The following is a 22,659-nucleotide window of genomic DNA, read 5'->3' on the forward strand; positions in this document are numbered from 1 at the left end:
TCACAGCGTCCGCTCCAGGCACCTGAGGAACTCGTCCAGTCGGTCCGCCGGGATCTCGGCCCCGGCCGCCCGCTCGTGCCCGCCCCCCTCGCCGCCTACCAGCTCGGCGGCCTCGCTGGCGAGCTCGCCCGCGTCCACCCCGCTGTCCTCGGGGCATCGGATCGAGACCTTGACCGTGTCATCGTCCACGCGGGACACGCCCACCACGACCTTACCCTCGTTCTCGCACACGATCTGGGAGACGATGCCGATCACGGTGGGAGGCACGCCGAGCCGGTCGCCCTCGACGAGCAGGTAGCCGTCGCGGTCCCGCACGCCCTGACCGCGCTCGAGCCTGGACAGCGCCTCCCGGATCACGGCCCTGTGCTTGCGTCGGAGGCGCTTGGCCCGGTCCAGGTGGTCCCAGCATCCCATGGCGACGACCAGCCCGACCCAACCCTCACCGTACCGCCCGCAGGCGTTGAGTAGGGTGGCCGTCTCCAGCGGATCCCTCAGCTCCGCCAGCGGTCGCTCGTCGTGGAAGACGTGGATGTATCCGGTTTTCCCGTTCAGGTCCGTCAGCTGGGCGTGTTCCTCCACGATCTCGCACTCCTCCTCCCGGGGCAGCTCGACCGGGGGCCGGTCCAGCTCCCCGAATCGGGCCTCGAGCGCTCGCCGGACCTCCGGGCCGGACAGCGTCTCCACGATCTCCCCGACGGTCATGGTGGCGCGCCCGTACGTCCAGTACGCGGGGTCCCGGGGCTCCAGGACCTCGCCCTCCTCCCCGTCCCGCTCCGGGATCCGGTTCAGCCCGCGCACCCCGCGCCGGTCGGCCTGGTTGTCCCCGTAGGCACCCACCAGGGCCGTTTTGGGGAGCTCCGTGCGCTCCAGCTTGACCAAGAACTTGCAGAGTAGGTAGGTCACGGTGGACGCGGAGGCCTCAGTCCCGCCGTTGAACCCGCACCGGCGCGGGTTCACCAGGGTGACGTTGTCGGGCGCCTCGTCGGGCGCCTCGTGGTGGTCCACGACGAGCACCGGGTGGTCGGAGGAGAGGTGGCGTAGGATGCCGCTGCCCATGTCCAGGAGGATGGTGGGGCCGTCGAGCCCGTGCTCCAGCACGTCGGACTCGTTGTCCAGCACGCGGACGGTGGCCGGGGTCCTCAGGCACCGGAGGGTGAAGGTCAGGATGGCCCCGGCGGAGAGCCCGTCCGCGTCGTTGTGCGTGTACACGCGGACCGCGTGTCCCTCCAGGTCGGAGAGTAGGTCGGCGCCCTCCCCCATCAGCTCCTCCAGCTCGCTCCAGCGGTCCTCGCTCAAGGTATCTCCCCTTTTCACCCCCGTCGATCGTTAATCGGCTCGTAACGATTCGGCCGGGGGTCGGCCTACTCGACGTGCAGGGCCTCCGGGTCGTACCGCCAGTCCTCTGGCAGCTTGCCCTTCCGCTTGTAGTACCGCACCAGCCGGTGGATCTTCGACTCGATCAGCTGCAGTCCGCGCCGCGAGTGCAGGTCCTTGGGGTGCCGCTTCAGGTGCTCGCGGAGTCGCTTGGCCCGCCGGATCAGGTTCAGTAGGTCCTCCGGGATCTCCGGGGCCAGCCCGTGCTCCTCCAGGATCTCGGTGATCTTCTTGCCCGTGATCAGCTTCACGTCCGGGATCCCGTACTCGTCGCGCAGCTTGATCCCGATCATCGCGGGCTCGTAGCCCTGCTTGGCCAGGTCCACGACCAGGCTCTCCACCTCCTCGGGCGAGTACTCCACCCACGAGGGAGGGGCCACGCGCGGGGGCCGGGTGGAGCCGGACTTGCCCTTGTCCCGCGAGTGCATGCGCGCCATCGCTCATCGCCCCGCGCGACGCTTGAACCATCTCGCGAACTTCTCGAGGGCCCGGGCTCGGTGCGACATTTTACATTTTTCCTCAACGCCCAGCTCGGCGAACGTTTTTTCTCGGCCCTCCGGGATGAAGATGGGGTCGTACCCAAACCCCTCCTCCCCGCGCGGTTCCTCCGCGATCCGCCCGCGCACCTCCCCGGTGAACGTCACGGGCTTCCCGCCGGGCTCGCAGTACCCGACCACGGAGATGAACCGGGCCGAGCGGTCCTCCTCGCCCTCCAGCAGTCGGAGGATACCCTCGTTTCCGATCGTCTCGTACACGTAGGCGGAGTACGGGCCCGGGAACCCGTTCAGCGCGTCCACGAACAGGCCCGAGTCCTCCACGATCACCGGCTTACCGAGCGATTCGGCGCAGTACCGGGCCCCGTGGGCCGCGATCTCCTCCGGGCTGTCCGACTGCAGCTCCGGGTAGTCCACGTCCACGCGCTCCGCCTCGATCCCGTGCTCCCGGAGGATGTCCCTCATCTCCCGGAACTTGGCCCGGTTTCCGGTGGCGACGAGGATCTTCAAGCGGCGCCGCCCCCACCCAACGTTTAAATTGTGGGTGCAGTCCGGCCTGAAGACCGTTGAAAGGGCGTTGGGGGACGGTTGAAGTTGAGCGAGGGTGAGAAGGCGATCCGGCAACCCATCATATCGGTGCTGGGGCACGTGGATCACGGTAAAACGACCCTCCTGGACAAGATCCGGGGGACCGCCGTGGCCGCCAAGGAGGCGGGCGGCATCACGCAGCACATCGGCGCGTCGGAGATCCCGCTGGACGTGATAAAGGAGATTTGCGGGCCCCTGCTCGAGCAGCTCGACGTGGAGCTCACGATCCCGGGCCTCCTGTTCATCGACACGCCCGGTCACGAGGCCTTCACCAACCTCCGCCGCCGCGGGGGCGCCCTCGCGGACATCGCGATCCTGGTCATCGACATCATGGAAGGCGTCATGCCCCAGACCGAGGAGGCCCTGCGGATCCTCCGCCGCTACAAGACGCCGTTCGTGGTCGCGGCGAACAAGGTGGACCGGGTCCCCGGCTGGCAGCCGCACGAGGACTCTCCCTTCCTGGAGTCGTTCCAGAAGCAGTCCCCGGAGGTGCAGAAGCGGGTGGAGGAGAAGATCTACGAGCTCATCGGCCAGCTGCACCAGCACGGGTTCCAGGCGGAACGCTTCGACCGCGTGCGGGACTTCACGCGCACGGTCGCCATCGTCCCCACGAGCGGGATCACCGGGGAGGGCATCCCCGAGCTGCTCATGGTCGTGACGGGGCTCGCCCAGCGGTTCCTGGAGGAGCAGCTCAGGATCGAGGTGAGCGGGCCCGGGAAGGCCGCGATCCTGGAGGTCAAGAAGGAGCCGGGCCTGGGCCACACGGTGGACGCGATTCTCTACGACGGGATCATCCGGACGGGCGACCGGATCGTCATCGGCCACCCCGAGGAGCCGATCGTCACCCGAGTCCGCTCGCTGCTGAAGCCCAAGCCGATGGACGAGATGCGCGACCCGAGCGACCGGTTCCGGAAGGTGGATGAGGTGAGCGCCGCGGCCGGCGTGAAGATCAGCGCGCCGGAGCTGGACCGGGCGATCGCCGGGACCCCGCTGCGGGTCGTGGGGGAGGACGAGGACGTGGAGGAGGTCGTGAAGGAGGTGCAGCAGGAGGTGGAAGAGGTCACGATCGAGACGGACAAGGACGGGATCATCATCAAGGCGGACACGCTCGGCACGCTGGAGGCCGTGGTGGGCGAGTTCAAGGAGAAGGAGGTACCCATCCGGCGCGCCGACGTGGGTGACATCACGAAGGAGGACGTGATCGAGGCGCACGCGGTCGCCGAGAAGGACCCGCGCCTGGGCGTGATCGTGGGGTTCAACGTGGGCATCACCGAGGAGGCGGAGGAGCTGGCGGAGGAGTACGACGTGGACATCATCATCGACGACGTGATCTACGAGCTGGTGGAGAAGTACGAGGAGATGGTGGAGAAGCGGATCGAGCGGGAGCGCCGTCGCCGCCTGGACGAGCTCGTCCGCCCGGGCAAGGTCAAGGTCCTGCCCGGCTACATCTTCCGCCAGAGCAAGCCGGCGATCGTGGGCGTCCGCGTCCTCGGCGGCGTCATCAAGCCCGGCTACCCGCTCATGCGCGAGGACGGTCGGGAGCTGGGCCGGATCAAGCAGATCCAGTCGCACGGGGAGCCGCAGGAGGAGGCCAAGCGGGGCGAGGAGGTGGCCATCTCGATCGAGGGACCGATCGTGGGCCGCCACTTCGAGGAGGGCGACATCCTCTACACGGACGTGCCGTCGGAGCACGCCAGGCTGATGTTCGAGGAGTTCTGGGACCTGCTCACCGAGGACGAGCGGGAGGTGCTGGAAGAGATCGCGGAGATCAAGCGCCGAGAGGACCCGTTCTACGGCACGTGAGCGCGCCCGGGCCGATGACGAGAAACCTGGGCACGGACGGGTGAAGAGCCGCGTCCTAGCGGAGGCCCCTCACCGCAGCAGCGGCAGGTCGCCCGTGACCCGATCGACCCGCTCCTCCCGCTCCGGACCGATCCCCACGCACGTCACCGTGCCCGGCTCCAGCTCCGTCAACCCGGCGTCCCGAACGAGGAACGCGGGCAGGCCCAGCTCCCTCGCCCGCTCGTACCTCTCCATCAGCTCCCGCTCGTCCTCGCACCGAACGACGACCTTCTTCTGCCCCTCCTCCAACCACTCGTCCACCGGGGCCCCCAGCTCCCGGGCCCGCAGGAGCGCACCCACGGCCGCGTGGGCCACCTGGGCCGCGAGCTTACCCCGGCTCAGGTCCAGATCGCCCCGGACGACGATCACCTGCTTGTAGGCCAAAGGCACCACCCTCGGCTGAGAGGAGTCTCGTCACGGCGTCACGCCCGTCAGCTCCTCCTCATCGGGTCGCCGACCGTCGGAGGCGAAATCTTATTTATATTGAGTCTGCGGCGCCCACCGCGAGGCGACGACGCCCGGGATGAGGATGAACCGATGAGGGGGTGCGGATTATGGCGGACAAGCCCATGTACGTGAAGTTCGAGGTGCCCGAGGAGCTCGCCGAGAAGGCCTACGAGGCGCTCGAGATCGCCCGGGACACGGGCGAGATCCGGAAGGGCACCAACGAGACCACGAAGGCGGTCGAGCGCGAGCAGGCCGTGCTGGTCCTGATCGCCGAGGACGTGGACCCGGAGGAAGTGGTCGCCCACCTGCCGGAGCTGTGCGACGAGAAGGGCATCCCGTACGTGTACGTACCGAGCAAGGACGAGCTGGGCGCCGCCGCGGGCATCGACGTTGCGGCCGCCAGCGCCTGCATCATCGACCCGGGCGAGGCCAAGGACCTGGTCGACGAGATCATCGAGAAGGTCGAGGAGCTCCGCGAGTAGGCCCACGCCCCCTCCCGCCCCGGCCATCGTTAATCGTCTCGTAACGATGCCGGGGAGCCGCTCGGATTAAGAGTCCCGGGACCCGCCCCCGCCGGCGGGGCCATCGTGCCGGAGCGCGAGTTCGGCTGCCTGATCGGCGGCGAGTGGGTGGAGGGCGAGGAGGAGCTCCTGGTCCTCAGCCCCTACGACGACTCCGAGGTCGGCCGCGTGCTGATACCCGCCGAGATCGACGTCGACGAGCTCCGAAAACACGCCAAGGAAGGTCTGAAACGGTGGAGGGAGCGCCGAACCCACGAGCTCCGTGAGGCGCTCGAGGAGGCGGCTCGGCTGGTTCGGAAGCGCGAGAAGGAGCTCGCCCGGCTCATCGCCCTCGAGGGCGGTAAACCGATCCGGGAGGCCCGGTTCGAGGTGCGCCGGACGGCGGAGGTGCTGCGGCTGTGCGCGGGCGAGGCCGAGCGGCTCTGGGGCGAGACGCTGCCGGGCGACGCCCAGCCGGGGCGCGTCTCCGAGCTCATCCTCACGGTCCGGGAGCCGGTGGGCGTCGTGCTCTCCATCACCCCGTACAACTTCCCGCTGATGCTGCCCGCGCACAAGCTGGGGCCCGCCCTCGCCGCCCGATGCTCCGTCGTGCACAAACCGGCCTCCGAGACCCCACTCTCCTCGCTGAGGCTGGCGGAGCTGCTGCTGGACGCCGGGGTCGACGAGCGGGCGATCCAGGTCGTGGTCGGCCCGGGCGGGGAGCTGGGCGAGCGGCTGGCGCGCTCGGACTTCGACGCGCTCTCCTTCACGGGCAGCCGGGAGGTGGGCGAGCGGCTGCTGCGGATCTCCCCCATCCCGAGGAAGACGCTCGAGCTGGGCGGGAACGATCCGGTCATCGTGGACGAGACCGTGGAGGACCTGGAACGGGTCGCCGAGGAGGTCGTCCGGGGGGCGTGCTCCCACGCCGGTCAGGTGTGCATCGCCGTGGAGCGGGCCATCGTGGTGGAGGACGCGTACGAGGAATTCGTGGAGGCGGCCGCGAGGGCCGCGGAGTCCCTGCGGGTGGGTAACCCGCTGGACGAGCGCACGGACGTGGGGCCGCTCCTCAACGACCGGGCGCTGCGGAAGGTGATGAGGCACGTGGAGGATGCGGTCGAGCGAGGCGCCGAGGTGGTCACGGGGGGCGAGCCCCGGGAGCGCCGGCTGCTCCCGCCCACGGTGCTCGCGGACGTGCCCGAGGACGCCCTGGTCGCGCGGGAGGAGACGTTCGGACCCGTGCTCCCGGTGCTCCGGGTCGAGGACTTCGACGAGGCGCTCCGCGCGGCCAACGCGACCGAGTACGGGCTTCACGCGGCGGTGTTCACGAACCGGCTGGACCGGGCGGTGCGGGCCGCGCGGGAGCTCGAGGCTGGAGGGGTGATCGTCAACGGGGTGACCAACTACCGGGTCGATTACATGCCGTTCGGGGGCGTGAAGGCCAGCGGCGTGGGCCGCGAGGGCGTGCCGTGGGCGGTCCGGGAGTTCACGGAGGAGAAGACGATCGTCCTGGGCCGGGGATCGAGCTAGGGGTCGGCAAAGCCGGCCTCACCTCATCCCGAACTCGGCCCCAAAGGTCCTCCTCATCCCCGGCGCCCCCGGTCCCGAACGCTTATCTTTGCACCGGTCGGCGCACCGACCGGGGCCCGCGTTGAGGAGCGACGAGGTCCGACGGGGACTCGAGCGCGCTCCCCACCGGTCGCTGCTCCGGGCCTGCGGGCTCACCGACGAGGAGCTGGAGGGCGACGGGCCGTTCATCGCCGTCGTGAACACGTACTCCGAGATCGTCCCCGGCCACGTCCACCTGGACCGGGTCGCGGAGGCGGTGAAGGCGGGGATCCGGGCCGCGGGCGGCGTCCCGTTCGAGGTGGAGACGATCGCCCTCTGCGACGGGATCGCGATGAACACGCCCGGGATGAGGTACTCGCTGCCGAGCCGGGAGCTCGTCGCCGACTCCATTGAGACCGTGGTGGAGGCCCACCGGTTCGACGGCTTCGTCGCGGTCGTGTCCTGCGACAAGATGGTCCCGGGCGCGTTGATGGCCGCGGCCCGGCTCGACCTGCCGGCCGCCGTGGTGACGGGCGGTCCCATGGAGCCGGGTCGGGCGAACGGGGAGCGCGTGGACCTCATCGACGTGTTCGAGGCCGTCGGGGCGGTGAAGGAGGGGGAGATGACGGAGGAGGAGCTCGAGGAGCTCGAGCACCGGGCCTGCCCGGGCCCGGGCTCCTGCGCCGGCATGTTCACGGCCAACACGATGGCGTGCATGACCGAGGTGCTCGGGATGTCGGAGTTCAACTGCGCGGCGACCCCGGCCACGGAGGCCGAGAAGCTCCGGATCGCGAAGCTCACGGGCGCGCGGCTCGTGGAGGCCGTCAAGGAGGGCGTCACGGCCCGGGACGTGCTCACCCGCGAGGCCTTTCTGGACGCGATCCGCGTCGACATGGCCCTGGGCGGCAGCACGAACACCGTGCTCCATCTGCTCGCGATCGCCCGCGAGGCGGGCGTTGACCTCTCCCTCGACGACTTCGACGAGCTCAGCCGGGACACGCCGCACCTCTGCGCGATGCGGCCGGGCGGCCCCTACACCATGCGCGACCTGTACGAGGCCGGCGGCGTGCCCGCCGTGATGAGGGAGCTGTCGGAGGACCTTCATCTCGACCGGCCGGACTACGCCGGCCGTCCGGTGCGAGAGCGCGTCGAGCGCGCCGAGGTCAGGGACCGGGACGTTATCCGACCGAAGGACGACCCGGTCGAGGAGGAGGGTGGGATTCGGATCCTGTACGGGAACCTGGCCCCCAAGGGGGCCGTGATCAAGACGGCCGCGCTGTCCGAGGACATGTACGAGCACGAGGGCCCGGCCGTCGTGTTCGACTCCGAGGAGGAGGCGACCGAGGCGATCCTCGGCGGCGAGGTGGACCCCGGCGACGTGGTGGTGATCCGCTACGAGGGCCCGGCCGGCGGTCCGGGCATGCGCGAGATGCTGACCCCCACCTCCGCCCTGTGCGGGATGGGACTGGACGACTCGGTAGCCCTGGTCACGGACGGGCGGTTCTCGGGCGGGACCCGCGGTCCGTGCATCGGTCACGTGTCGCCCGAGGCCTACCGGGGCGGTCCGATCGCGGTCGTGGAGGAGGGGGACACCATCCGTATCGACGTCCGGGAGCGGAGGCTGGAGGTCGACCTGGAGGAGGGGGAGCTGGAGGCCCGGCTGAGGGAGTGGGAACCCCCCGAGGACGAGGTGACCGGGTACCTGCGTCGCTACCGGGAGCTGGTTCGGGGAGCGGATGAAGGGGCCGTACTGCGGTGACGCTGGGCGAGCGGACCGAGCGGGGGCGTCGGATCGCCGAGCGGAGCCTGGACCGGTGGATCGAGCGCCTGGGCGAGCCGGAAGGGCTGGAGGATCACCTCGCCCTGCGCCTCGCCCACGCGACCTGGGACCCGTTCATCGCCGAGACGCTCCGGGTGGTGCCCTCCGAGGGGGAGGTCGTGCGCGGGTTAAAGCGGGCGGAACTGGTGGCGGTCGACGTGGAGATGGTGAGGGCCGGGATCCGCCGCTCCCTGAAAAGGCTGGATCTTGACGCCCGGGTGGCCTCTCGGGAGGGGAGAAGCAGCGCCCGGGACACGGTCACGGGGGACGGCATGCGCAGGATCCTGAGCGAGCACGAGCGCGTGGCCGTGGTCGTGGGCAACGCGCCGACGGCCGCCGAGAAGGTGGGCGAGTACCGGGAGTCCGTCAGCGTGGCGCTGCTGATGCCCGTGGGCCTGGGCTCCCTGGAGGTAAAGTTCGCGGCGCTGGACTGGGGGGTTCCGATGATCACGAACCTCTCAATGCGGGGAGGGACCCCGATGGCCGTCGCCGCCTTCAACGCCCTGGTTGATTACGCGCTGGAGAGCTGAGTCCGGAGCCGCCGGTCGGCCTCCCTTACCTCCTCCCGCATGCGCTCGGCGTGCTCCTCCAGGAACTTCCGCACCCTCTCGTCCTCCAGCGCGAGGATCCTGAGGGCCAGCAGGGCGGCGTTCTCGCCGCGATCCACCCCCACGGTGGCCACCGGCACCCCGGGCGGCATCTGCACGGAGGACAGGAGCGCATCCAGGCCCGAGAGCTTCGCGCCCACGGGCACCGCGATCACGGGCTTGCTCGTCCGGGCCGCGAGCACGCCCGGCAGGTGCGCCGCCAGCCCGGCGATCGCGATGTACACCTTCACCTCCTCATCGTTTTCCTCCACGATCCGCTCCAGCAGCTCGGGCGAGCGGTGCGCCGACGCCACCCGTACCTCGTAGTCGACGCCGGCCTCCTCCAGCACCTTCACCGCCTTCTCCGCCACGTCTCGATCGCTGGGGCTTCCCAGCACCACGAGCACGTCCGGCACCCACCGATCCCCCTACACGCTTATGAGCATCTTCAGCACCTTCGGCCCCAGGTAGTGGGAGATCGCGAACCGGACCGCCTCGGACTGAGACACGTACCCCAACAGCAGGAACCGGAGAAACCGGCCGGAGACGACGGCGGTGAGAAACAGGCGCAGGTCCATCTCGACGAGGCCGGCCCCGATGGTGAAGGGCTTGAACGGTATGAACTGAATGAGCCCGGCGAGGAACACGGACGCCCAGGCGGCGAGCCGGTGCCGGGTGAGCCGCTCCTCGACCCGGATCAGGTTCGCCTCCCCGACGAGCTTGACGGCGAGGGGGCGGCCCCCGTAGTACCCGATGGCGTAGCCGAGCAGGCTTCCGGCGATGGACGCGAGGGCGGTTAGGCCAGCGAGCGCCCAGGGGTTCATTTTCAGCGCGTACGGGAACACGAACGGCTCCGGGGGGACCGGGAGCACGCTGCACTCCAGCGCCGTGATCAGGAGCATCCCCGGGAGCCCGATCGCCCGCTCGAACTCCATGAAGTAAAGGACGAGGTGCTCGGAGAGGCCCAGCAGCCCCACCGAATCACGCCCCGAACTTCTCCAACCGGTCGGCCAGGTCCTTCAACACGTCCATCAGCCGGAGCCCGGGGAACCGACCCAGGCACCCGCAGGCCACGGAAACCTCGTCGAACCTCTCCACGTCATCGCGGCGGATGTCGTCCGTCCAGATCGCCACCGGCACCGGGTCGGCCGTGTGATCCCCCACGGTCACCGGAGTCGAGTGGTCCGCGGTCAAGCACACGACGACCTCGCTCGAGTCCACCTCGTCCAGGATCCTCCCCACCAGCTCCCGGTCCATCCGCTCCAGCATCTCCACCTTCCCGCGGAAATCCCCGTCGTGACCCATCTCGTCCACCGCGTTGAAGTTCACCAGCACGAACTCGTGCTCCTCCAGGCACCTCAGGGCCAGCTCCGCCTTCCGACGCAGGTCCGTGTCCTTCCGCCCCGTGATCCCCTCGTCCTCCGGCACCGTCATGTCCAGCATCCGACCGATCCCCTTGATCAGCGAGGCGCCCGCCACCACGGCGCCCGACATCCCGTGCCGCTCCTCGAACCCTTCCACCCTCCTCAGCCGGCCCGCCCCACGCGGCAGGATCGCGTTCGCCGGGGGCAGCCCCCGCTTCCGGCGCTCCTCGTTGATGGGATGGTTCTCCAGCACCTCGTGCGCCCGTCGGATGAACTCGTTGACGATCTCCGCCGTCCGCTCGGCCGCGGGGTCGTCCGAGGTGGGCTTCACCTCCTTCACCGGCCGACCCGGCCGCTTGGGATCCGCGTCGGTCACGTCCGCCGAGAGCCCGTCACCGCGCAGCACCAGCACGGCCCGGTGGCCCACCGCCTCCCGGAACTCGAACTCCACCGGCAGATCGACCTCCTCGTTGACCGCCCTGGCCAGCTCCGGCGTCCCCTCCTTCTCGCTGATCCTACCCGCCCTCCGGTCCTCGACGATCAGGTCACCGTCCTCCCTCCGCACCGTCGCGAAGTTGCACCGGAACGCCACGTCCCCGGGCCTCACCTCCACCCCGGCGCCCAGCGCCTCGAGCGGTCCCCGACCCGGGTACACCTTGAACGGATCGTAGCCCAGCAGCGCCAGGTGGGCCGTGTCGCTGCCGGGTCGGACCCCGGGTCGGATCGGATCCATCAGACCCGTCGACCCGCGCCGGGCCAGCTCGTCCATGTTCGGCACGTCCGCCGCCTGCAGCGGCGTCTCCCCTCGGTCCGGCTCGAACCGATCGGCCATCCCGTCCCCCACGAGCACCAGGATCCTCTTACCCAAGCGATCACCCTCAGCCGCTCCCGTGGTCGTCACGGGACGCGCTCGGCGTGCTGTACTCACATCATCGGGCCCAGCCCGGCAACCGGGTTACTAGACTTTAACGGATAACCGTCAGGTCCGGGGGCGGGACGACTTTCACCTCCACCTCGAACTCCTCCCGGACGCGCCGGGCCAGCTCCTGCACGCCCGGGAGCTCGCTGTACTCGTGACCCAGCTCCACCACGGTCACGCCCAGGTCCAGTAGCTCCGCCCTGGTGTGGTACTTCACCTCCCCGGAGACGACGACGTCCACCCCGTCCGCCTCCCGCGTCACCTCGCCCGGGGCGGCCCCCGGGACCACCAGCACCGTCCGAACGCCCTCCCAATCCCCGTAGACCGTGGTCAGCGGGGAGAAGTTCCGGAGCGCGTTGAGCAGCTCGTCCTCCGAGCCCCTCACCTCGCAGACCCGACCGAACCCGTCGCAGGCGGTGTCCACGACGCGCAGGTTCAGCCGGCGGGCCAGACAGTCCGCGACGCCGCCATCGGCCCGGTCCCAGTTCGTGTGGGCGGCGTAGAAGGTGGTGTCCGCCTCCAGCACCCGGCGCAGCAGGGAGAAGGTGTGACCCGTGATCCTCCTGGGCGGTCTCAGGTGCAGCGGGTGGTGAGTGACCGCGAGCTCCGCGCTGCGGGCCGCGTCCACGACGTGCGCCACGTCGAGTCCCACCACGACCCGACTCACCCGGCGGGAGAGTCCGTCGGGGGGCGCCACCTGGAGTCCCGGGTTGTCCCAGTCCTCCGCGAGGTCCAGGGGGGCGAGCTCCTCGAGGAACTCGATGATCTCCCGCACCGTGGGCAAGCGAGGGACCCCGCGACGGGCCGGGGCGAGGTTATTCAAGCGTCGCTCGGGACGCGGTCGGGGATGCCGGATGGTGCCGACGGGACTTGGGCTCGGGAGAGGGGCGCTGCTGGCCCTCCTGGCGCTGTTGTGGTTCGGGTACGCGCTGATCGGGTTCGTGAAGTTCTACGCGACGACGCACTGCCTGCCGCTGGGCCGGCTGTCGTACGTGAAGCTGCACGACCCGGACATCCGGCCGGGCGGGCTGCACGAGCTGACGGCGGTTCGCGTGGCGAGTGGGATGGGGTACCCGGCGGTGGTGATCGTGCACAACGCCGGGTACGAGAACTTGTACGGGCACTGGGTCGAGCGGGGCGTGCTGGTCTGGAACCTGGCGGTCCTGGATCCGCGCGGGAACCGGGCGCCGGTGGACTGGCGCGGTGTCCTGAGGGAGCTCGTGTTCGCCGACCGGCTGAGGAATGCGACGTGGGTGCACGACGGACCCATCCCGGGACCGATCCTGCCCAAGGGCTCGGTGATGTTCTGGCACGGTACCGTCCGGCAGGGGTTCCCGCTGCTCTACGGGGGGTGCGGGTGCGAGCCGTACTACTACATCCTGGCCAACTACGGGAACGTGCCGTTCGCGGTGACCGCGGTCGCGCTGGGCTGGTTCACCCCGTTCCTGATCTCCCCGCTGGAGACGCTGTGGGAGCTGGCCCACTACCGGGAGCTGCAGTACGCGTACCTGAAGAAGGTGGGCGGGGTGCGGCTGATCAACCTGAGGAACTACGAGGGAATCGGGGGTGGTCCTACCGCACCCGGTCCATCGGGTAGTTCGGTGCCTCGTCCGTGATCGCGATGTCGTGCGGGTGGCTCTCCTCGTAGCCCGCCCGGGTGATGCGGACGAACTCCGCCTTCTTCTTCATCTCCTCGATGTTCCGGGCTCCCACGTAACCCATGCTGGACTTCAGCCCGCCGATCAGCTGGTACACGACCTCGCGGACGGGCCCGCGGTACGGGACGACGCCCTCCACGCCCTCCGGGACGAACTTGGACTGGGCCACGTGCCGGCCGCCCCGCTCCCGACGCTGGAAGTACCGGTCCGCGGCCTCCCCCTTCATCATCGCGCCCAGGCTGCCCATGCCGCGATACTGCTTGTACAGGCGCCCTTGGAGCCGGATGAGCCGTCCGGGGGCCTCGTCGGTGCCCGCGAGCAGGTTGCCGAGCATGACCGCGTCCGCGCCCGCGGCGATGGCCTTCGCGATGTCCCCGGAGTACCGGATCCCGCCGTCCGCGATCACCGGGATGTCGTGCTCCTCGGCCACGTCGGCCACCTGCGCGACCGCGGTGATCTGGGGGACGCCGACGCCCGCCACGACCCGGGTCGTGCAGATGGATCCCGGACCGATGCCCACCTTGAGCGCGTCCGCGCCGACGCCGATGAGGTCCTCCGCGGCCTCGGCCGTGGCGATGTTGCCCGCGATGACGTCGGCCTCCACCTCGTCCCGGATCTCCCGGATGAAGTTCATGACCGTCTCGGTGTGCGCGTGCGCGCAGTCCACGACGAGGATGTCCGCGCCCGCCTCGTCCAGGGCCTTCGCCCGGTCCGGGTCCTTCGGGCCCACCGCGGCCGCGACGAGGTATCGGCCCTCCTCGTCCGTGGCGGCCTCGGTCTCCTCACGTAGTTCGGAAACGTCCTTGGCCGTCACGATACCGATCAGCCTCCCCTTCTCGTCCACGACCGGCAGCCGCTCCACCTTCTCCCGCCTCATGGTCTCGATCGCGCGCTCCTCGAGGTTGCGGCCCTCCCGGATCACGATCGGCTCCTCCGTCATCACGGATCGAACGTCCAGCTCCTCCACCTCCTCGTCCGAAAGCAGCTCCACGTCCCTCCGGGTGATGATTCCGACCACCCGGTTCTCCTCGTCCACCACGGGCAGGCCGCCGATCCCGTGCCGCTCCATGAGCTCGATCGCCTTCTTCACGCTCTCCTCCGGCCGGATGGTGATCACGTCCCGGCGCACGACCGTGCGCGCCTCCTTGACCTTCCGCACCTCCCGCACCTGCTCCTCCACGCTCATGTTCCGGTGGATGACGCCGAGGCCGCCGCATCGGGCCAGCGCGATCGCCATCTCCGCCTCCGTAACCGTGTCCATCGCGGCGCTCAGGATCGGGATGTTGATCCGGTAGTTGACGGTGACGCGCGTGGACACGTCCACGTCCGCGGGCTCCACGGAGGACCGCTTCGGTACGAGCAACACGTCGTCAAAGGTCAGCGCGAGCTCCGCCTCCTCCAACTTCCGGGTGTACCGACCGGACAACCCGCCGGAGCCCCGCACTTTTTGGCGGGGCCCGCACCGACCACGTTAAAGGTTTGCCGGGAGGGGGAAGAAAAAGCCGGGGCGCCTACTCCTCGGCCTCCTTCTCCTCTTTCTCCTCCTTCGCCCGCTTCGCCCGCTCTTCCAGCTCCTCCGCCCACTCCGCAAGTCGCTCCGAGAGCTCCTCCATCTTCTCCTTGAAAGCGCTGTAGTAACCCTTCGCCGCCTTCACCAGGAACAGCGCGCCCACGCCGAGCCCCGCGACCAGCACGATGACGCTCAGCACGGCGCCCAGGCCCGGTAGCGGGACGACCAGCGGGGAGAGTAGCACCGCCGCCAGGATGGCGACGATGGCCAGCACCAGGTTGTACGTCGCGGTCCGGACGTTCTCGTCCCGCTCGCCCAGCACCAGCTCAGAGAGCAGGTCGGACGCCGCGTTCACGATGGGAGCCAGGTGCCGGATCGTCTGGTAGAGGAAGTAGAAGAACAGCAGGATCACGCCGACCGTCACCATCGTGTTCACCGGGACGCCGATCCCCGGGATCGCCGAGCCCAGCGAGGAGAGCATCGGCACCAGCAGCTGCGCGAACGCCACCGTCAGCACCGCTCCCAGCCCGTTCACCAGCGTCGGCACCGCGTGCTTCCGGATCTGGTCCGCCAGCTCACCCATGAGGGCGCTCCCCCGCGGCCCGGCGGCGCGCCACGGTAAAAAGGTAATCGATCGGGTTCAGGCCAGCGCCTCGACCAGCTGCCGGACCAGGTGACTGCGGACGGACCCGCGGTCCCGGTCGTTACCCTCGCAGGCGGCCCCACGGACGCCCACGATGTCCGCCCCGAGCTCCTTCACGACCGGCATGTCCTCCCGGCGCAGGGAGCCCGCCAGCGCGACCTCCAGCCCGTGCTCGTGGGCCAGATCCACGAACTCGCCCACCTCCTCCTCGCTCAGGAAGTCGAACAGCCGCTTCCCGTCCTTCACCGCCGTGTCCACCATCGCCACGTCGCACTCCGCCTCCGCCGCCACCTCCGGCACCTTCATCGGGTCCAGGCTACCCACCCGGTGCGCGTCCGCGTACCCGGCCGCCACGACCCGGGTCGAGTACCCGAACTCCCGCACCGCGCGGGAGCAGGCCCGCATGACCTCCACGGCCTCCTCCGACGTCTTCACCCCGTAGAGCCCCACCTTCGCGTAATCCACCCCGATGGAGGCGACCCCGAGCACGGCCTGCGACACCGTGCCCGGCTTGTACGGCACGTCACCCACGGTGGCGCTGACCTCGCGATCCTCCGGCACCACCTCCATGATCTCGCGGATCACCCAGGGCATGTTGGCTCCTAGGGAGCCCTCCCTCGGGTTCTTCACGTCGATGATGTGAGCGCCGCCCTCCACGGCCTCGAGCGCCTCGTTCCGGTCGACGGGGCTCACCAATAGCCTGGGCCGCATCGATCCGGCCCCAGCCCGGTCTGCGGAAACTCCCTAAATAGTTCCTCCGGGACGGGCGAGCCCGGACCAGGGGTTGACGCCTTGAGAGTCCTCGCGGCGACCGCGGCGCTCCTCCTCTGCCTGACCCCGACCGCGGCCCAGGTACTGACCCCTGAGGACGTCGAGAGGCTCCCCTACGACCACCCCGTGATCGTGGACTGCGTCCTCGGGCCCCCGGAGGCGGAGTCCCCGTCGGACTACGCCAGGATCGCGTGGGTGGACCCTGACACCCACCGGCGCCGGGTCCGCGACCGCGTGGAGGTGCGGCTCTCGGGGCCCGCACTCCTGAACGTGGCGGTCGCCTCCCCCCACCGCGCCAGTCGCTGCACCCTCTCCGTGACCCTCGACGACCGAACGGTGCTGCAGCGGGACGTAAGCCTGGACGCCAACGGGCTGTTCCAGCAGTCCCTCACCCTGAACGTCCGCCCGGGCGCGCACCGGCTCCGAATCAGCCTAAGATCGCCCGCCGGGAGCGACTCGATCGACTGTCAGGTGCTCGTCCGGCGCGCGCCGTCGGCCGGAGCCCAGGACGGGGAAGGGAGCCCGTCCCCCGCGTACCCGGGGACGATCATCCTGGGGCTCCTGCTGGCATGTCGGGCGAGACGATGGTGATCGTGGCCGAGAAGCCCAGCCTGGCCGCTACCATCACCCGGTTCCTCGGCGGTCGGTGGGTCGGACGGCGGCTCCTGGGATTCGCCCGCCACCGCGGCCGCCGGTTCGCCGTTACCTGCCTCTCCGGCCACGTGCTGGAGTGGTGGCCCCGGAACGACCCAGGGTTCAACCATCCCGACTACTTCCCCGATCCCCGGGAGTTCGACGTCCGGCCGATCCGGGAGAAGCGCCGGTTCCTGCGGGCGGTGGAGCGGGCCGTCGACCGGTACGCGGGCGGCCGGGCGAACCGGGTGATCGTGGCCACCGACAACGACCCCGAAGGGGAGCTGATCGGCTGGGAGGTGCTCGTCTGGCTCCGGAAGCGCGGGAGGCTGGACGACCCCGAGCGGGCCCGGAGGATGCGGTTCTCCGCCTACACCCGTCGGGACATCCTCCGGGCGCTCGAGGAGGCCCTCCGGGGCGAGCGCGTGGACCCGAGCATGGCCTACTCCGCCCTCGCCCGCACCATCGCCGACTGGCTCTACGGCATCCCGCTGACCCGGAAGCTCTCCCAGGGCAGCGACGGGATCGTCTCGGTGGGCCGCGTTCAGACGCCGACCCTCAAGCTGGTGGTCAAAAGGGAGCGGGAGCGTGAGGAGGCCAAGAAGAAGCGCCGACACTACTGGGTGCTCGTCGCGGACACGCCCCTCGGGCGGCTGAAGTCCCGGGAGAAGCTCCGCGATCCCGAGCGGGCCCGACGGCTGGCGCGCCGGATTCGGGAGCTGAGGATCGAGCGGGTGGAACGCCGGCGGAAGCGCGTGACCCCGCCCGCCCCGTTCAACCTCACCGACCTGCAGCGGGCCGCGGGCAGGATCCTGCGGATCTCACCGAAGAAGACCCTCGACACGGCCCAGCGGCTCTACGAGGAGGGGCTGATCACGTACCCCAGAACGGCCACGAATCGGTACCCGCCCACCTTCGATCACGACTCCCTACTGCGCCGGCTGGAGCGGGCCCACCCGGGCGCGATGTCGGACTTCCGCCGGGCCGGGCGACGCGACGAACCGGTGTCCGGGCGGGAGTACGACGGCGCTCACCCGCCCATCACCCCGACCGGGGAGCGGAAGCGCGTCAAGGATCGACTCGGAACCCTGGCCTGGAGGCTCTACGACCTGATCACCCGGCGGTACCTGGCCACGCTCGCCCGGGACGCGGAGGTGGTGGAGTGGAGGATCCTAGCCCGCGATCCGGGCACGGGCGTTGAGTTCGTGGCGGAGGGGAAGGAGGTGAAGTCCGAGGGCTGGTACGCGGTCTACCCGTGGGACCGGCCGGAGGAGCGGAGGATGCCGGACGCCCGACGGGGGCAGACGGTGCGGGCCCGGGTGCGGGTCGAGCGCAGGAAGGAGCCGCTGCCGCCCCGGTACTCGCAGTCCAGGCTGGTGGCGAAGATGAAGAAGCTGGGGCTCGGGACGGAGTCCACCCGGGCGGAGATCGTGAAAAAGCTCTTCGACCGCGGGTACGTGAAGCGGGCGGGCCGCGGCATGAAGCCCACCCGGCGCGGGGAGCGGTTGATCGAGGTGCTGGAGGAGCGGATCCCCGAGCTGGTGAGCGTGGAGCTCACCCGTCGTATCGAGCGCAGGATGGAGGAGATCTCCGAGCTGCCCCCCGAGGAGGCGAGGAGGCGGATGGAGGAGGTGGCCCGGGAGGTTCGCCGGGCGGTCCGTAGGAACGCGAGGAAGCTGGACTCGGTGCGGGTGGTGTAGGGCCATGTCGGAGGTGGAGAAGGCCAGGATCCGCCGCAGGGTGTGGCGGGAGCTGGAGGAGTCGGGTGAGGCCGCCCCACCCTTCCCCGTCGAGGGGCGGATCCCCAACTTCCGGGGCGCTCAGCTCGCCGCCCGCCGGCTGGCCTCGACCGACGAGTACGAGGATGCGGACGTGATCAAGGTGAACCCAGACTCGCCCCAGCGGCCGGTGCGGGAGCGGGCCCTGAGGGACGGTAAGACGCTGATCATGCCCACGCCGCGGTTGCGTCAGGGGTTCCTCGTGATCGAGAACCCGCGCGACCCGCGCCGCGCCTCCACGATCCGGGGCGCGTTCCGGGAGGGTCGCCGGGTCATGCCCGACGAGCTGCCCGCCCCGGACCTGGTGGTGGCCGGCTCCGTGGCGGTGGCGCCGGACGGGGCCCGGCTGGGCAAGGGGGGCGGGTACTTCGACCTGGAGTGGGGCATTCTGGCCGAGCTGGGGCTGGTGGACGAGGACACGCCCGTCCACACGACCGTGCACGACGTGCAGGTGCTGCCCGCCGGGGAGATCCCGATGGAAGAGCACGACGTCCCCGTGGACGTCGTGCACACGCCCACGGGCACCCACGAGTGCGACCGCAGGTACGAGAAGCCGGAGGGGCTGCTCCGGGACCGGATCGGGGAGAAGTTGAACGAGGTGAAGTGGCTGCGGGACTACCTGGACTAGCCCGACCGCCCGGCGATCGCGTCCACGAGCCTCGTGAGCGCGGTCTCCAGCTCCTCCTCGGTGATCACCAGCGGCGGCACCAGCCGGATCACGTCCCCGGAGGTGACGTTCACGAGCACGCCCCGGTCCACCATCTCCCTGGCGATCTCCTCGGCCCGGTCCCCGTCGCCCACCTCCACCCCGATCATCAGGCCGCGTCCCCGCACCTCCACGACGTGATCCTCCGCCTCCGACAGCAGCTCCAGCGCCCTCTCACCCTTCCGGGCCGCGGCCTCCGGCAGGTTCTCCTCCAGCACGGTGCGGACCGCTGCCACCACCGCGGCGCACGCCAGCGGGTTCCCGCCGAACGTGGACCCGTGATCCCCGGGCTCGAACGCCTCCGCGACCTCCTCCCGCGCGATCGTCGCTCCGACCGGGACCCCGCCGCCCAGTCCCTTGGCCAGGCAGACGATGTCCGGCACGATCCCCTCGTGCTCGAACGCGAAGAACCGGCCCGTCCTACCCATGCCCGTCTGCACCTCGTCCACGATCAGCAGGGCCCCGTACTCGTCGCAGAGCTCGCGGAGCCCCCGCAAGAAGCCCTCGGGCGGGACGCGCACGCCCCCCTCTCCCTGCACCGGTTCCACGATCACCCCGGCCGTGTCCTCGTCGATCGCCTCCTCGACCGCGTCCAGGTCCCCGTACGGCACGTGCTCGAACCCCGGCACCAGGGGCTCGAACGGCTCGCGGAACTCGGGCTTCCAGGTCGCCGAGAGGGAGCCCAGCGTGCGCCCGTGGAAGCCGTGCTCGAACGCGATGAACTTCGTGCGGCCCGTGCACTTCCGGGCCAGCTTGATCGCGCACTCCATGCTCTCGGTGCCCGAGTTGCAGAAGAAGACCCGGTTGAGGTCGCCCGGGGCCGTCTCCGCGAGGAGTTTGGCGGCCTCGGCCTGAGGCTCGTTGTAGTACAGGTTGGAGCAGTGAATCAGCCGGGAAGCCTGCTCGGTGATCGCCTCCACCACGGCCGGGTGGCAGTGCCCGAGCACGTTCACCGCGATCCCGGCCACGAGGTCGATGTACTCGCGACCCCGATCGTCCCAGACCCGGGCCCCCTCGCCCCTCACGAGCGTGACCGGAAACCGGGAGTACACGTCCATGTGGTACCGGTCCAGGATCTCCCTCGCGTTCAGCGACTACTCCCCCTCCAGCAGGCCCAGGTCCTTCAGCACCCTTCTCAGGAGCTCCTTGGTGTCCTCGCGGGCCTCCTTCAGCGGGGGTCGGGGCGGGCTGGAGGACAGCCCGACCATCTCCGCCGCGGCCTTGACGGGGATCGGGTTCGTCTCGGTGAACAGGGCCCGGTGCAGCGGGAGCAGCCGGTAGTGGAGCTCCCGGGCCCGCTCCAGGTCGCCCCGCTTCCAGGCCTCGTACATCTCGACCATCAGCTCGGGGGCGACGTTGGCGGTGACGGAGACCGTGCCGCGGCCGCCCACGGCCAGGATGGGCAGGTTCAGCTCGTCCACGCCGGACAGCACGATGAAGTCGTCGGGCGTTTCCTCCACGAAGCGCTGAACGAGGTCCAGGTTCCCGCTCGCCTCCTTCACTCCCACGATGTTGGAGTACTCCTCCGCGAGCTTGGCGGCCGTTTCCGGGTCCAGGGAGCAACCGGTGCGGGAGGGCACGTTGTAGAGGATGATCGGGCAGTCCACCGCCTCGGCGATCCGGGAGAAGTGGAGGTACAGGCCCTCCTGCGGGGGCCGGTTGTAGTACGGGACCACGGACAGGATCGCGTCGGCGCCCACGTCCTCCGCGTACCGGGAGAGCTCCAGGGCCTCCCGGGTCGAGTTGGAGCCCGCGCCGGCGATGACGGGGACCCGACCGTTCACCTCGTCCACGACCACCTCGATCACGCGCCGGTGCTCCGCGTGGCTCAGCGTGGAGGACTCCCCGGTGGTACAGCCCGGACCGACCCCGTGCACGCCGGCCTCGATCAGCCTCGAGACGTTCTCGCGCAGTCCCTCCTCGTTGATCCCTTTCAGGTCGTCCGTGAACGGCGTGATCAGAGCCGGGATGATGCCCTCGATGTCCACGTCCGTCAAGGCGTGACCTCCCGGCTACTCCTCGGACTCCTCCTGACGCTCCTTCAGCCTCATCAGATGGGTCACGTAGCCCGCGATCAGGTTGCGCAGGCGCTTGGTCTTGGGCTCCGCCACGATCTCGACGACCTTCTTGTTGTGCTCGAAGTCGGTCGTGAGGTACTCCTCGTACTTCTCCACGATCTCGCGGGCCGGCCGCTTCACGAACGAGGGGCGCACCTTACCCATCGTCTATCACCCCGCGCTGCACCCGCTTGCTGGCCTCAAGCAGGGAGTCGAGGATGAGGTCCGCAAGGGCGGGATCCAGACCCTCAGCTTTAAACCTCTCCCTCCATCTCCTCCGAATCTCCGACTCCCGCTCCCGATCCGTCAGCGGCAGCCCCTCCCGGGCCTTCACCCGACCGATCTCCTCCGCCACCTTCAGCCGCCGGATCACGGCGTCCAACAGGTCCCTATCGATGTCATCGATCTTGCGCCTGAGCCCCTCCAACGCGCTCAAGACCAACGACCCGCGTCCGGAGCGTTTTGCCGACGTCCTCCCACGCCTCCTCCACGGCCTCGGCGTCGGACCTCGTCTCGCACAGGGCCACGTAGGCCGGGCCCGTGCCGGAGAGACCGGCCGCCGACGCGCCCGCCTCCAGCGCGTCGAGCACCGGGTCCAGGTCGTGCCCGAGCAACGGACAGTACGCGGACGAGTTGATCAGCATGGCTGAACGGTAATCCCCGACGAGCGCGCGCTCGAAGGCGGCCTCCGCCACCGGGGCGACGCGCTCCAACCGCTCCACGTCCACCTCCCGGGTCTCCACGCGACCGCCGGGGAGGAGGACCACCGCGTGATCGTACGGTGGCTCGCGCACGTCGACGATCCTACGCTCATCGTTCAGCGTGAGCACGATCCCACCCAGGAAGGAGGCGCAGGCGTCGTCGTACGCGCCCGTCGCCGTCACCCCGGCCCGGAGGCTGGCCTCGACCCCCAGGCGGACGACCTCCAGCGGCTCGGGCTCCCTCCCCAAGGCTCGAAGCAGGGCCTCGACCACGGCGTTGGAGACCGCGCTGCTGCTGGCCAGGCCCACGGCCACCGGGATCTCCGACTCGATTTCGATCCGGAAGCGCGCGTCCTCCGCGTCGACGTGCTCGCGGACCACGTCCACGCAGCGTTCGACCAGCGACGTGTCCTCCACGTCCGTCCGAACGGCGTCCTCCTCGGCCTCCCGGGCGCGGACGGTAACCTTCAAATCCAGCGCGAAGGCGCAGCCCTTCTTGGCGGAAATGGCGTTGACGACCGTGCCGGCGGCGTAGGCGCGACCCGTCCCACGCAAACCATCACCCCGTCACGCTCCTGAGAGCCCGAGCGCGGGCCCGCCCCGGCGCGGCAGGCGGTGGTGAGGTGGCCGGAGCCGCCGATGAACCACCGTTCAACGGTCGGGGCACACGGGCGATGAGCCCCGCTGGCCCGACCGGGCGGAGGCGGGCTGGCGCCCGACGAT

25 protein-coding genes are annotated in these 22,659 nt (G+C 70.0%); 9 read left to right on the top strand and 16 right to left on the bottom strand.

Annotated elements, in window-relative coordinates; genetic code table 11:
• From ACXJJV_RS00300 to ACXJJV_RS00310, 3 genes are all read right to left on the bottom strand, one after another.
• Nucleotides 1-1,296 carry a DHHA1 domain-containing protein gene (locus ACXJJV_RS00300; RefSeq protein ID WP_456466173.1) on the bottom strand — a complete coding sequence of 432 codons (1,296 nt, stop codon included), beginning with the start codon at nt 1,294-1,296 and terminating at the stop codon, nt 1-3.
• Nucleotides 1,297-1,361: 65 nt separating this feature from the next.
• Nucleotides 1,362-1,811, bottom strand: a complete 450-nt coding sequence (locus ACXJJV_RS00305; protein WP_456466174.1) for a 30S ribosomal protein S15 — start codon at nt 1,809-1,811, stop codon at nt 1,362-1,364.
• A 3-nt stretch (nt 1,812-1,814) separates the two neighbouring features.
• Nucleotides 1,815-2,378 carry an XTP/dITP diphosphatase gene (locus ACXJJV_RS00310; protein ID WP_456466175.1) on the bottom strand — a complete coding sequence of 188 codons (564 nt, stop codon included), beginning with the start codon at nt 2,376-2,378 and terminating at the stop codon, nt 1,815-1,817.
• An 84-nt stretch (nt 2,379-2,462) separates the two neighbouring features.
• On the opposite strand from ACXJJV_RS00310, the gene infB reads away from it, so the two are divergent.
• The gene (gene infB, locus ACXJJV_RS00315; RefSeq protein ID WP_456466176.1) at nt 2,463-4,259 is read left to right on the top strand and encodes a translation initiation factor IF-2; all 1,797 of its coding nucleotides are present in this window, start codon (nt 2,463-2,465) and stop codon (nt 4,257-4,259) included.
• A gap of 69 nt (nt 4,260-4,328) precedes the next feature.
• Here infB and pth2 read toward each other — a convergent pair whose 3' ends face one another.
• Nucleotides 4,329-4,682, bottom strand: coding sequence for a peptidyl-tRNA hydrolase Pth2 (pth2, locus tag ACXJJV_RS00320; RefSeq protein ID WP_456466177.1), 354 nt, complete (start codon nt 4,680-4,682; stop codon nt 4,329-4,331).
• 170 nt (nt 4,683-4,852) lie between these two features.
• On the opposite strand from pth2, the gene rpl7ae reads away from it, so the two are divergent.
• The 4 genes from rpl7ae (at nt 4,853) to ACXJJV_RS00340 (ending at nt 9,139) form a co-directional block, all read left to right on the top strand.
• The gene (gene rpl7ae / locus ACXJJV_RS00325) at nt 4,853-5,227 is read left to right on the top strand and encodes a 50S ribosomal protein L7Ae (protein ID WP_456466178.1); all 375 of its coding nucleotides are present in this window, start codon (nt 4,853-4,855) and stop codon (nt 5,225-5,227) included.
• A gap of 105 nt (nt 5,228-5,332) precedes the next feature.
• A complete protein-coding gene (locus tag ACXJJV_RS00330; protein WP_456466179.1) occupies nt 5,333-6,772 on the top strand; it encodes an aldehyde dehydrogenase family protein in 1,440 nt (479 codons plus the stop codon).
• Between the two features lie 121 nt (nt 6,773-6,893).
• Entirely contained in the window at nt 6,894-8,549 is a 1,656-nt protein-coding gene (gene ilvD / locus ACXJJV_RS00335; protein ID WP_456466180.1) for a dihydroxy-acid dehydratase, read from the top strand.
• The gene (locus ACXJJV_RS00340; RefSeq protein WP_456466181.1) at nt 8,546-9,139 is read left to right on the top strand and encodes a precorrin-8X methylmutase; all 594 of its coding nucleotides are present in this window, start codon (nt 8,546-8,548) and stop codon (nt 9,137-9,139) included. Before ilvD ends, ACXJJV_RS00340 begins: the two co-directional genes overlap by 4 nt.
• Here ACXJJV_RS00340 and purE read toward each other — a convergent pair.
• From purE to ACXJJV_RS00360, 4 genes are all read right to left on the bottom strand, one after another.
• Entirely contained in the window at nt 9,121-9,612 is a 492-nt protein-coding gene (gene purE / locus ACXJJV_RS00345) for a 5-(carboxyamino)imidazole ribonucleotide mutase (protein ID WP_456466182.1), read from the bottom strand. The genes ACXJJV_RS00340 and purE overlap by 19 nt on opposite strands.
• 12 nt (nt 9,613-9,624) lie before the next feature.
• Entirely contained in the window at nt 9,625-10,173 is a 549-nt protein-coding gene (locus ACXJJV_RS00350) for a YqaA family protein (protein WP_456466183.1), read from the bottom strand.
• Between the two features lie 4 nt (nt 10,174-10,177).
• Nucleotides 10,178-11,428, bottom strand: coding sequence for a 2,3-bisphosphoglycerate-independent phosphoglycerate mutase (locus tag ACXJJV_RS00355; RefSeq protein WP_456466184.1), 1,251 nt, complete (start codon nt 11,426-11,428; stop codon nt 10,178-10,180).
• A 97-nt stretch (nt 11,429-11,525) separates the two neighbouring features.
• Complete coding sequence (locus ACXJJV_RS00360) at nt 11,526-12,254, bottom strand: Nif3-like dinuclear metal center hexameric protein (RefSeq protein WP_456466240.1); 729 nt, start codon at nt 12,252-12,254, stop codon at nt 11,526-11,528.
• Nucleotides 12,255-12,333: 79 nt separating this feature from the next.
• Between ACXJJV_RS00360 and ACXJJV_RS00365 the strand changes: the two genes are divergently transcribed.
• Nucleotides 12,334-13,095 carry a hypothetical protein gene (locus tag ACXJJV_RS00365; protein ID WP_456466185.1) on the top strand — a complete coding sequence of 254 codons (762 nt, stop codon included), beginning with the start codon at nt 12,334-12,336 and terminating at the stop codon, nt 13,093-13,095.
• On the opposite strand, the gene guaB is transcribed toward ACXJJV_RS00365, so the two are convergent.
• From guaB to ACXJJV_RS00380, 3 genes are all read right to left on the bottom strand, one after another.
• The gene (gene guaB, locus ACXJJV_RS00370) at nt 13,052-14,563 is read right to left on the bottom strand and encodes an IMP dehydrogenase (RefSeq protein ID WP_456466186.1); all 1,512 of its coding nucleotides are present in this window, start codon (nt 14,561-14,563) and stop codon (nt 13,052-13,054) included. The genes ACXJJV_RS00365 and guaB overlap by 44 nt on opposite strands.
• Nucleotides 14,564-14,648: 85 nt before the next feature.
• On the bottom strand, nt 14,649-15,230 hold the full coding sequence (locus ACXJJV_RS00375; protein WP_456466187.1) for a hypothetical protein: 582 nt from the start codon (nt 15,228-15,230) through the stop codon (nt 14,649-14,651).
• A 57-nt stretch (nt 15,231-15,287) separates the two neighbouring features.
• Nucleotides 15,288-16,001 carry a (5-formylfuran-3-yl)methyl phosphate synthase gene (locus ACXJJV_RS00380; protein WP_456466188.1) on the bottom strand — a complete coding sequence of 238 codons (714 nt, stop codon included), beginning with the start codon at nt 15,999-16,001 and terminating at the stop codon, nt 15,288-15,290.
• Between the two features lie 81 nt (nt 16,002-16,082).
• On the opposite strand from ACXJJV_RS00380, the gene ACXJJV_RS00385 reads away from it, so the two are divergent.
• The 3 genes from ACXJJV_RS00385 to ACXJJV_RS00395 are packed head-to-tail and all read left to right on the top strand — an operon-like array spanning nt 16,083 to nt 19,100.
• Nucleotides 16,083-16,652, top strand: coding sequence for a hypothetical protein (locus tag ACXJJV_RS00385; protein WP_456466189.1), 570 nt, complete (start codon nt 16,083-16,085; stop codon nt 16,650-16,652).
• Entirely contained in the window at nt 16,631-18,394 is a 1,764-nt protein-coding gene (locus ACXJJV_RS00390; protein ID WP_456466190.1) for a type IA DNA topoisomerase, read from the top strand. The genes ACXJJV_RS00385 and ACXJJV_RS00390 overlap by 22 nt, the downstream gene beginning before the upstream one ends.
• Nucleotides 18,395-18,398: 4 nt before the next feature.
• On the top strand, nt 18,399-19,100 hold the full coding sequence (locus tag ACXJJV_RS00395) for a 5-formyltetrahydrofolate cyclo-ligase (RefSeq protein WP_456466191.1): 702 nt from the start codon (nt 18,399-18,401) through the stop codon (nt 19,098-19,100).
• On the opposite strand, the gene ACXJJV_RS00400 is transcribed toward ACXJJV_RS00395, so the two are convergent.
• From ACXJJV_RS00400 to ACXJJV_RS00420, 5 genes are read right to left on the bottom strand one after another with little or no spacing between them, the layout of a single operon-like run.
• Nucleotides 19,097-20,236 (bottom strand): acetylornithine transaminase, encoded by a 1,140-nt coding sequence (locus tag ACXJJV_RS00400; protein ID WP_456466192.1) that lies wholly within the window; start codon nt 20,234-20,236, stop codon nt 19,097-19,099. The genes ACXJJV_RS00395 and ACXJJV_RS00400 overlap by 4 nt on opposite strands.
• 36 nt (nt 20,237-20,272) lie before the next feature.
• Nucleotides 20,273-21,160, bottom strand: a complete 888-nt coding sequence (dapA, locus tag ACXJJV_RS00405; protein ID WP_456466241.1) for a 4-hydroxy-tetrahydrodipicolinate synthase — start codon at nt 21,158-21,160, stop codon at nt 20,273-20,275.
• 30 nt (nt 21,161-21,190) lie between these two features.
• Nucleotides 21,191-21,400, bottom strand: coding sequence for a 30S ribosomal protein S17e (locus ACXJJV_RS00410; protein WP_456466193.1), 210 nt, complete (start codon nt 21,398-21,400; stop codon nt 21,191-21,193).
• Nucleotides 21,393-21,671 carry a chorismate mutase gene (locus tag ACXJJV_RS00415; protein ID WP_456466194.1) on the bottom strand — a complete coding sequence of 93 codons (279 nt, stop codon included), beginning with the start codon at nt 21,669-21,671 and terminating at the stop codon, nt 21,393-21,395. Before ACXJJV_RS00415 ends, ACXJJV_RS00410 begins: the two co-directional genes overlap by 8 nt.
• Nucleotides 21,634-22,491 (bottom strand): shikimate kinase, encoded by an 858-nt coding sequence (locus ACXJJV_RS00420; protein ID WP_456466195.1) that lies wholly within the window; start codon nt 22,489-22,491, stop codon nt 21,634-21,636. Before ACXJJV_RS00420 ends, ACXJJV_RS00415 begins: the two co-directional genes overlap by 38 nt.
• Nucleotides 22,492-22,659: the final 168 nt, after the last annotated feature.

This window comes from Methanopyrus sp. (assembly GCF_053997775.1).

What these genes read in the sequence shown, in the direction of transcription:
- ACXJJV_RS00305 (WP_456466174.1), bottom strand. Translation starts at nt 1,811, where the DNA reads ATGGCGCGCATGCACTCGCGGGACAAGGGCAAGTCCGGCTCCACCCGG.
- rpl7ae (WP_456466178.1), top strand. Translation starts at nt 4,853, where the DNA reads ATGGCGGACAAGCCCATGTACGTGAAGTTCGAGGTGCCCGAGGAGCTC.
- ACXJJV_RS00365 (WP_456466185.1), top strand. Translation starts at nt 12,334, where the DNA reads ATGGTGCCGACGGGACTTGGGCTCGGGAGAGGGGCGCTGCTGGCCCTC.
- ACXJJV_RS00375 (WP_456466187.1), bottom strand. Translation starts at nt 15,230, where the DNA reads ATGGGTGAGCTGGCGGACCAGATCCGGAAGCACGCGGTGCCGACGCTG.
- ACXJJV_RS00380 (WP_456466188.1), bottom strand. Translation starts at nt 16,001, where the DNA reads ATGCGGCCCAGGCTATTGGTGAGCCCCGTCGACCGGAACGAGGCGCTC.
- ACXJJV_RS00390 (WP_456466190.1), top strand. Translation starts at nt 16,631, where the DNA reads ATGTCGGGCGAGACGATGGTGATCGTGGCCGAGAAGCCCAGCCTGGCC.
- ACXJJV_RS00395 (WP_456466191.1), top strand. Translation starts at nt 18,399, where the DNA reads ATGTCGGAGGTGGAGAAGGCCAGGATCCGCCGCAGGGTGTGGCGGGAG.
- ACXJJV_RS00400 (WP_456466192.1), bottom strand. Translation starts at nt 20,236, where the DNA reads ATGGACGTGTACTCCCGGTTTCCGGTCACGCTCGTGAGGGGCGAGGGG.
- ACXJJV_RS00410 (WP_456466193.1), bottom strand. Translation starts at nt 21,400, where the DNA reads ATGGGTAAGGTGCGCCCCTCGTTCGTGAAGCGGCCGGCCCGCGAGATC.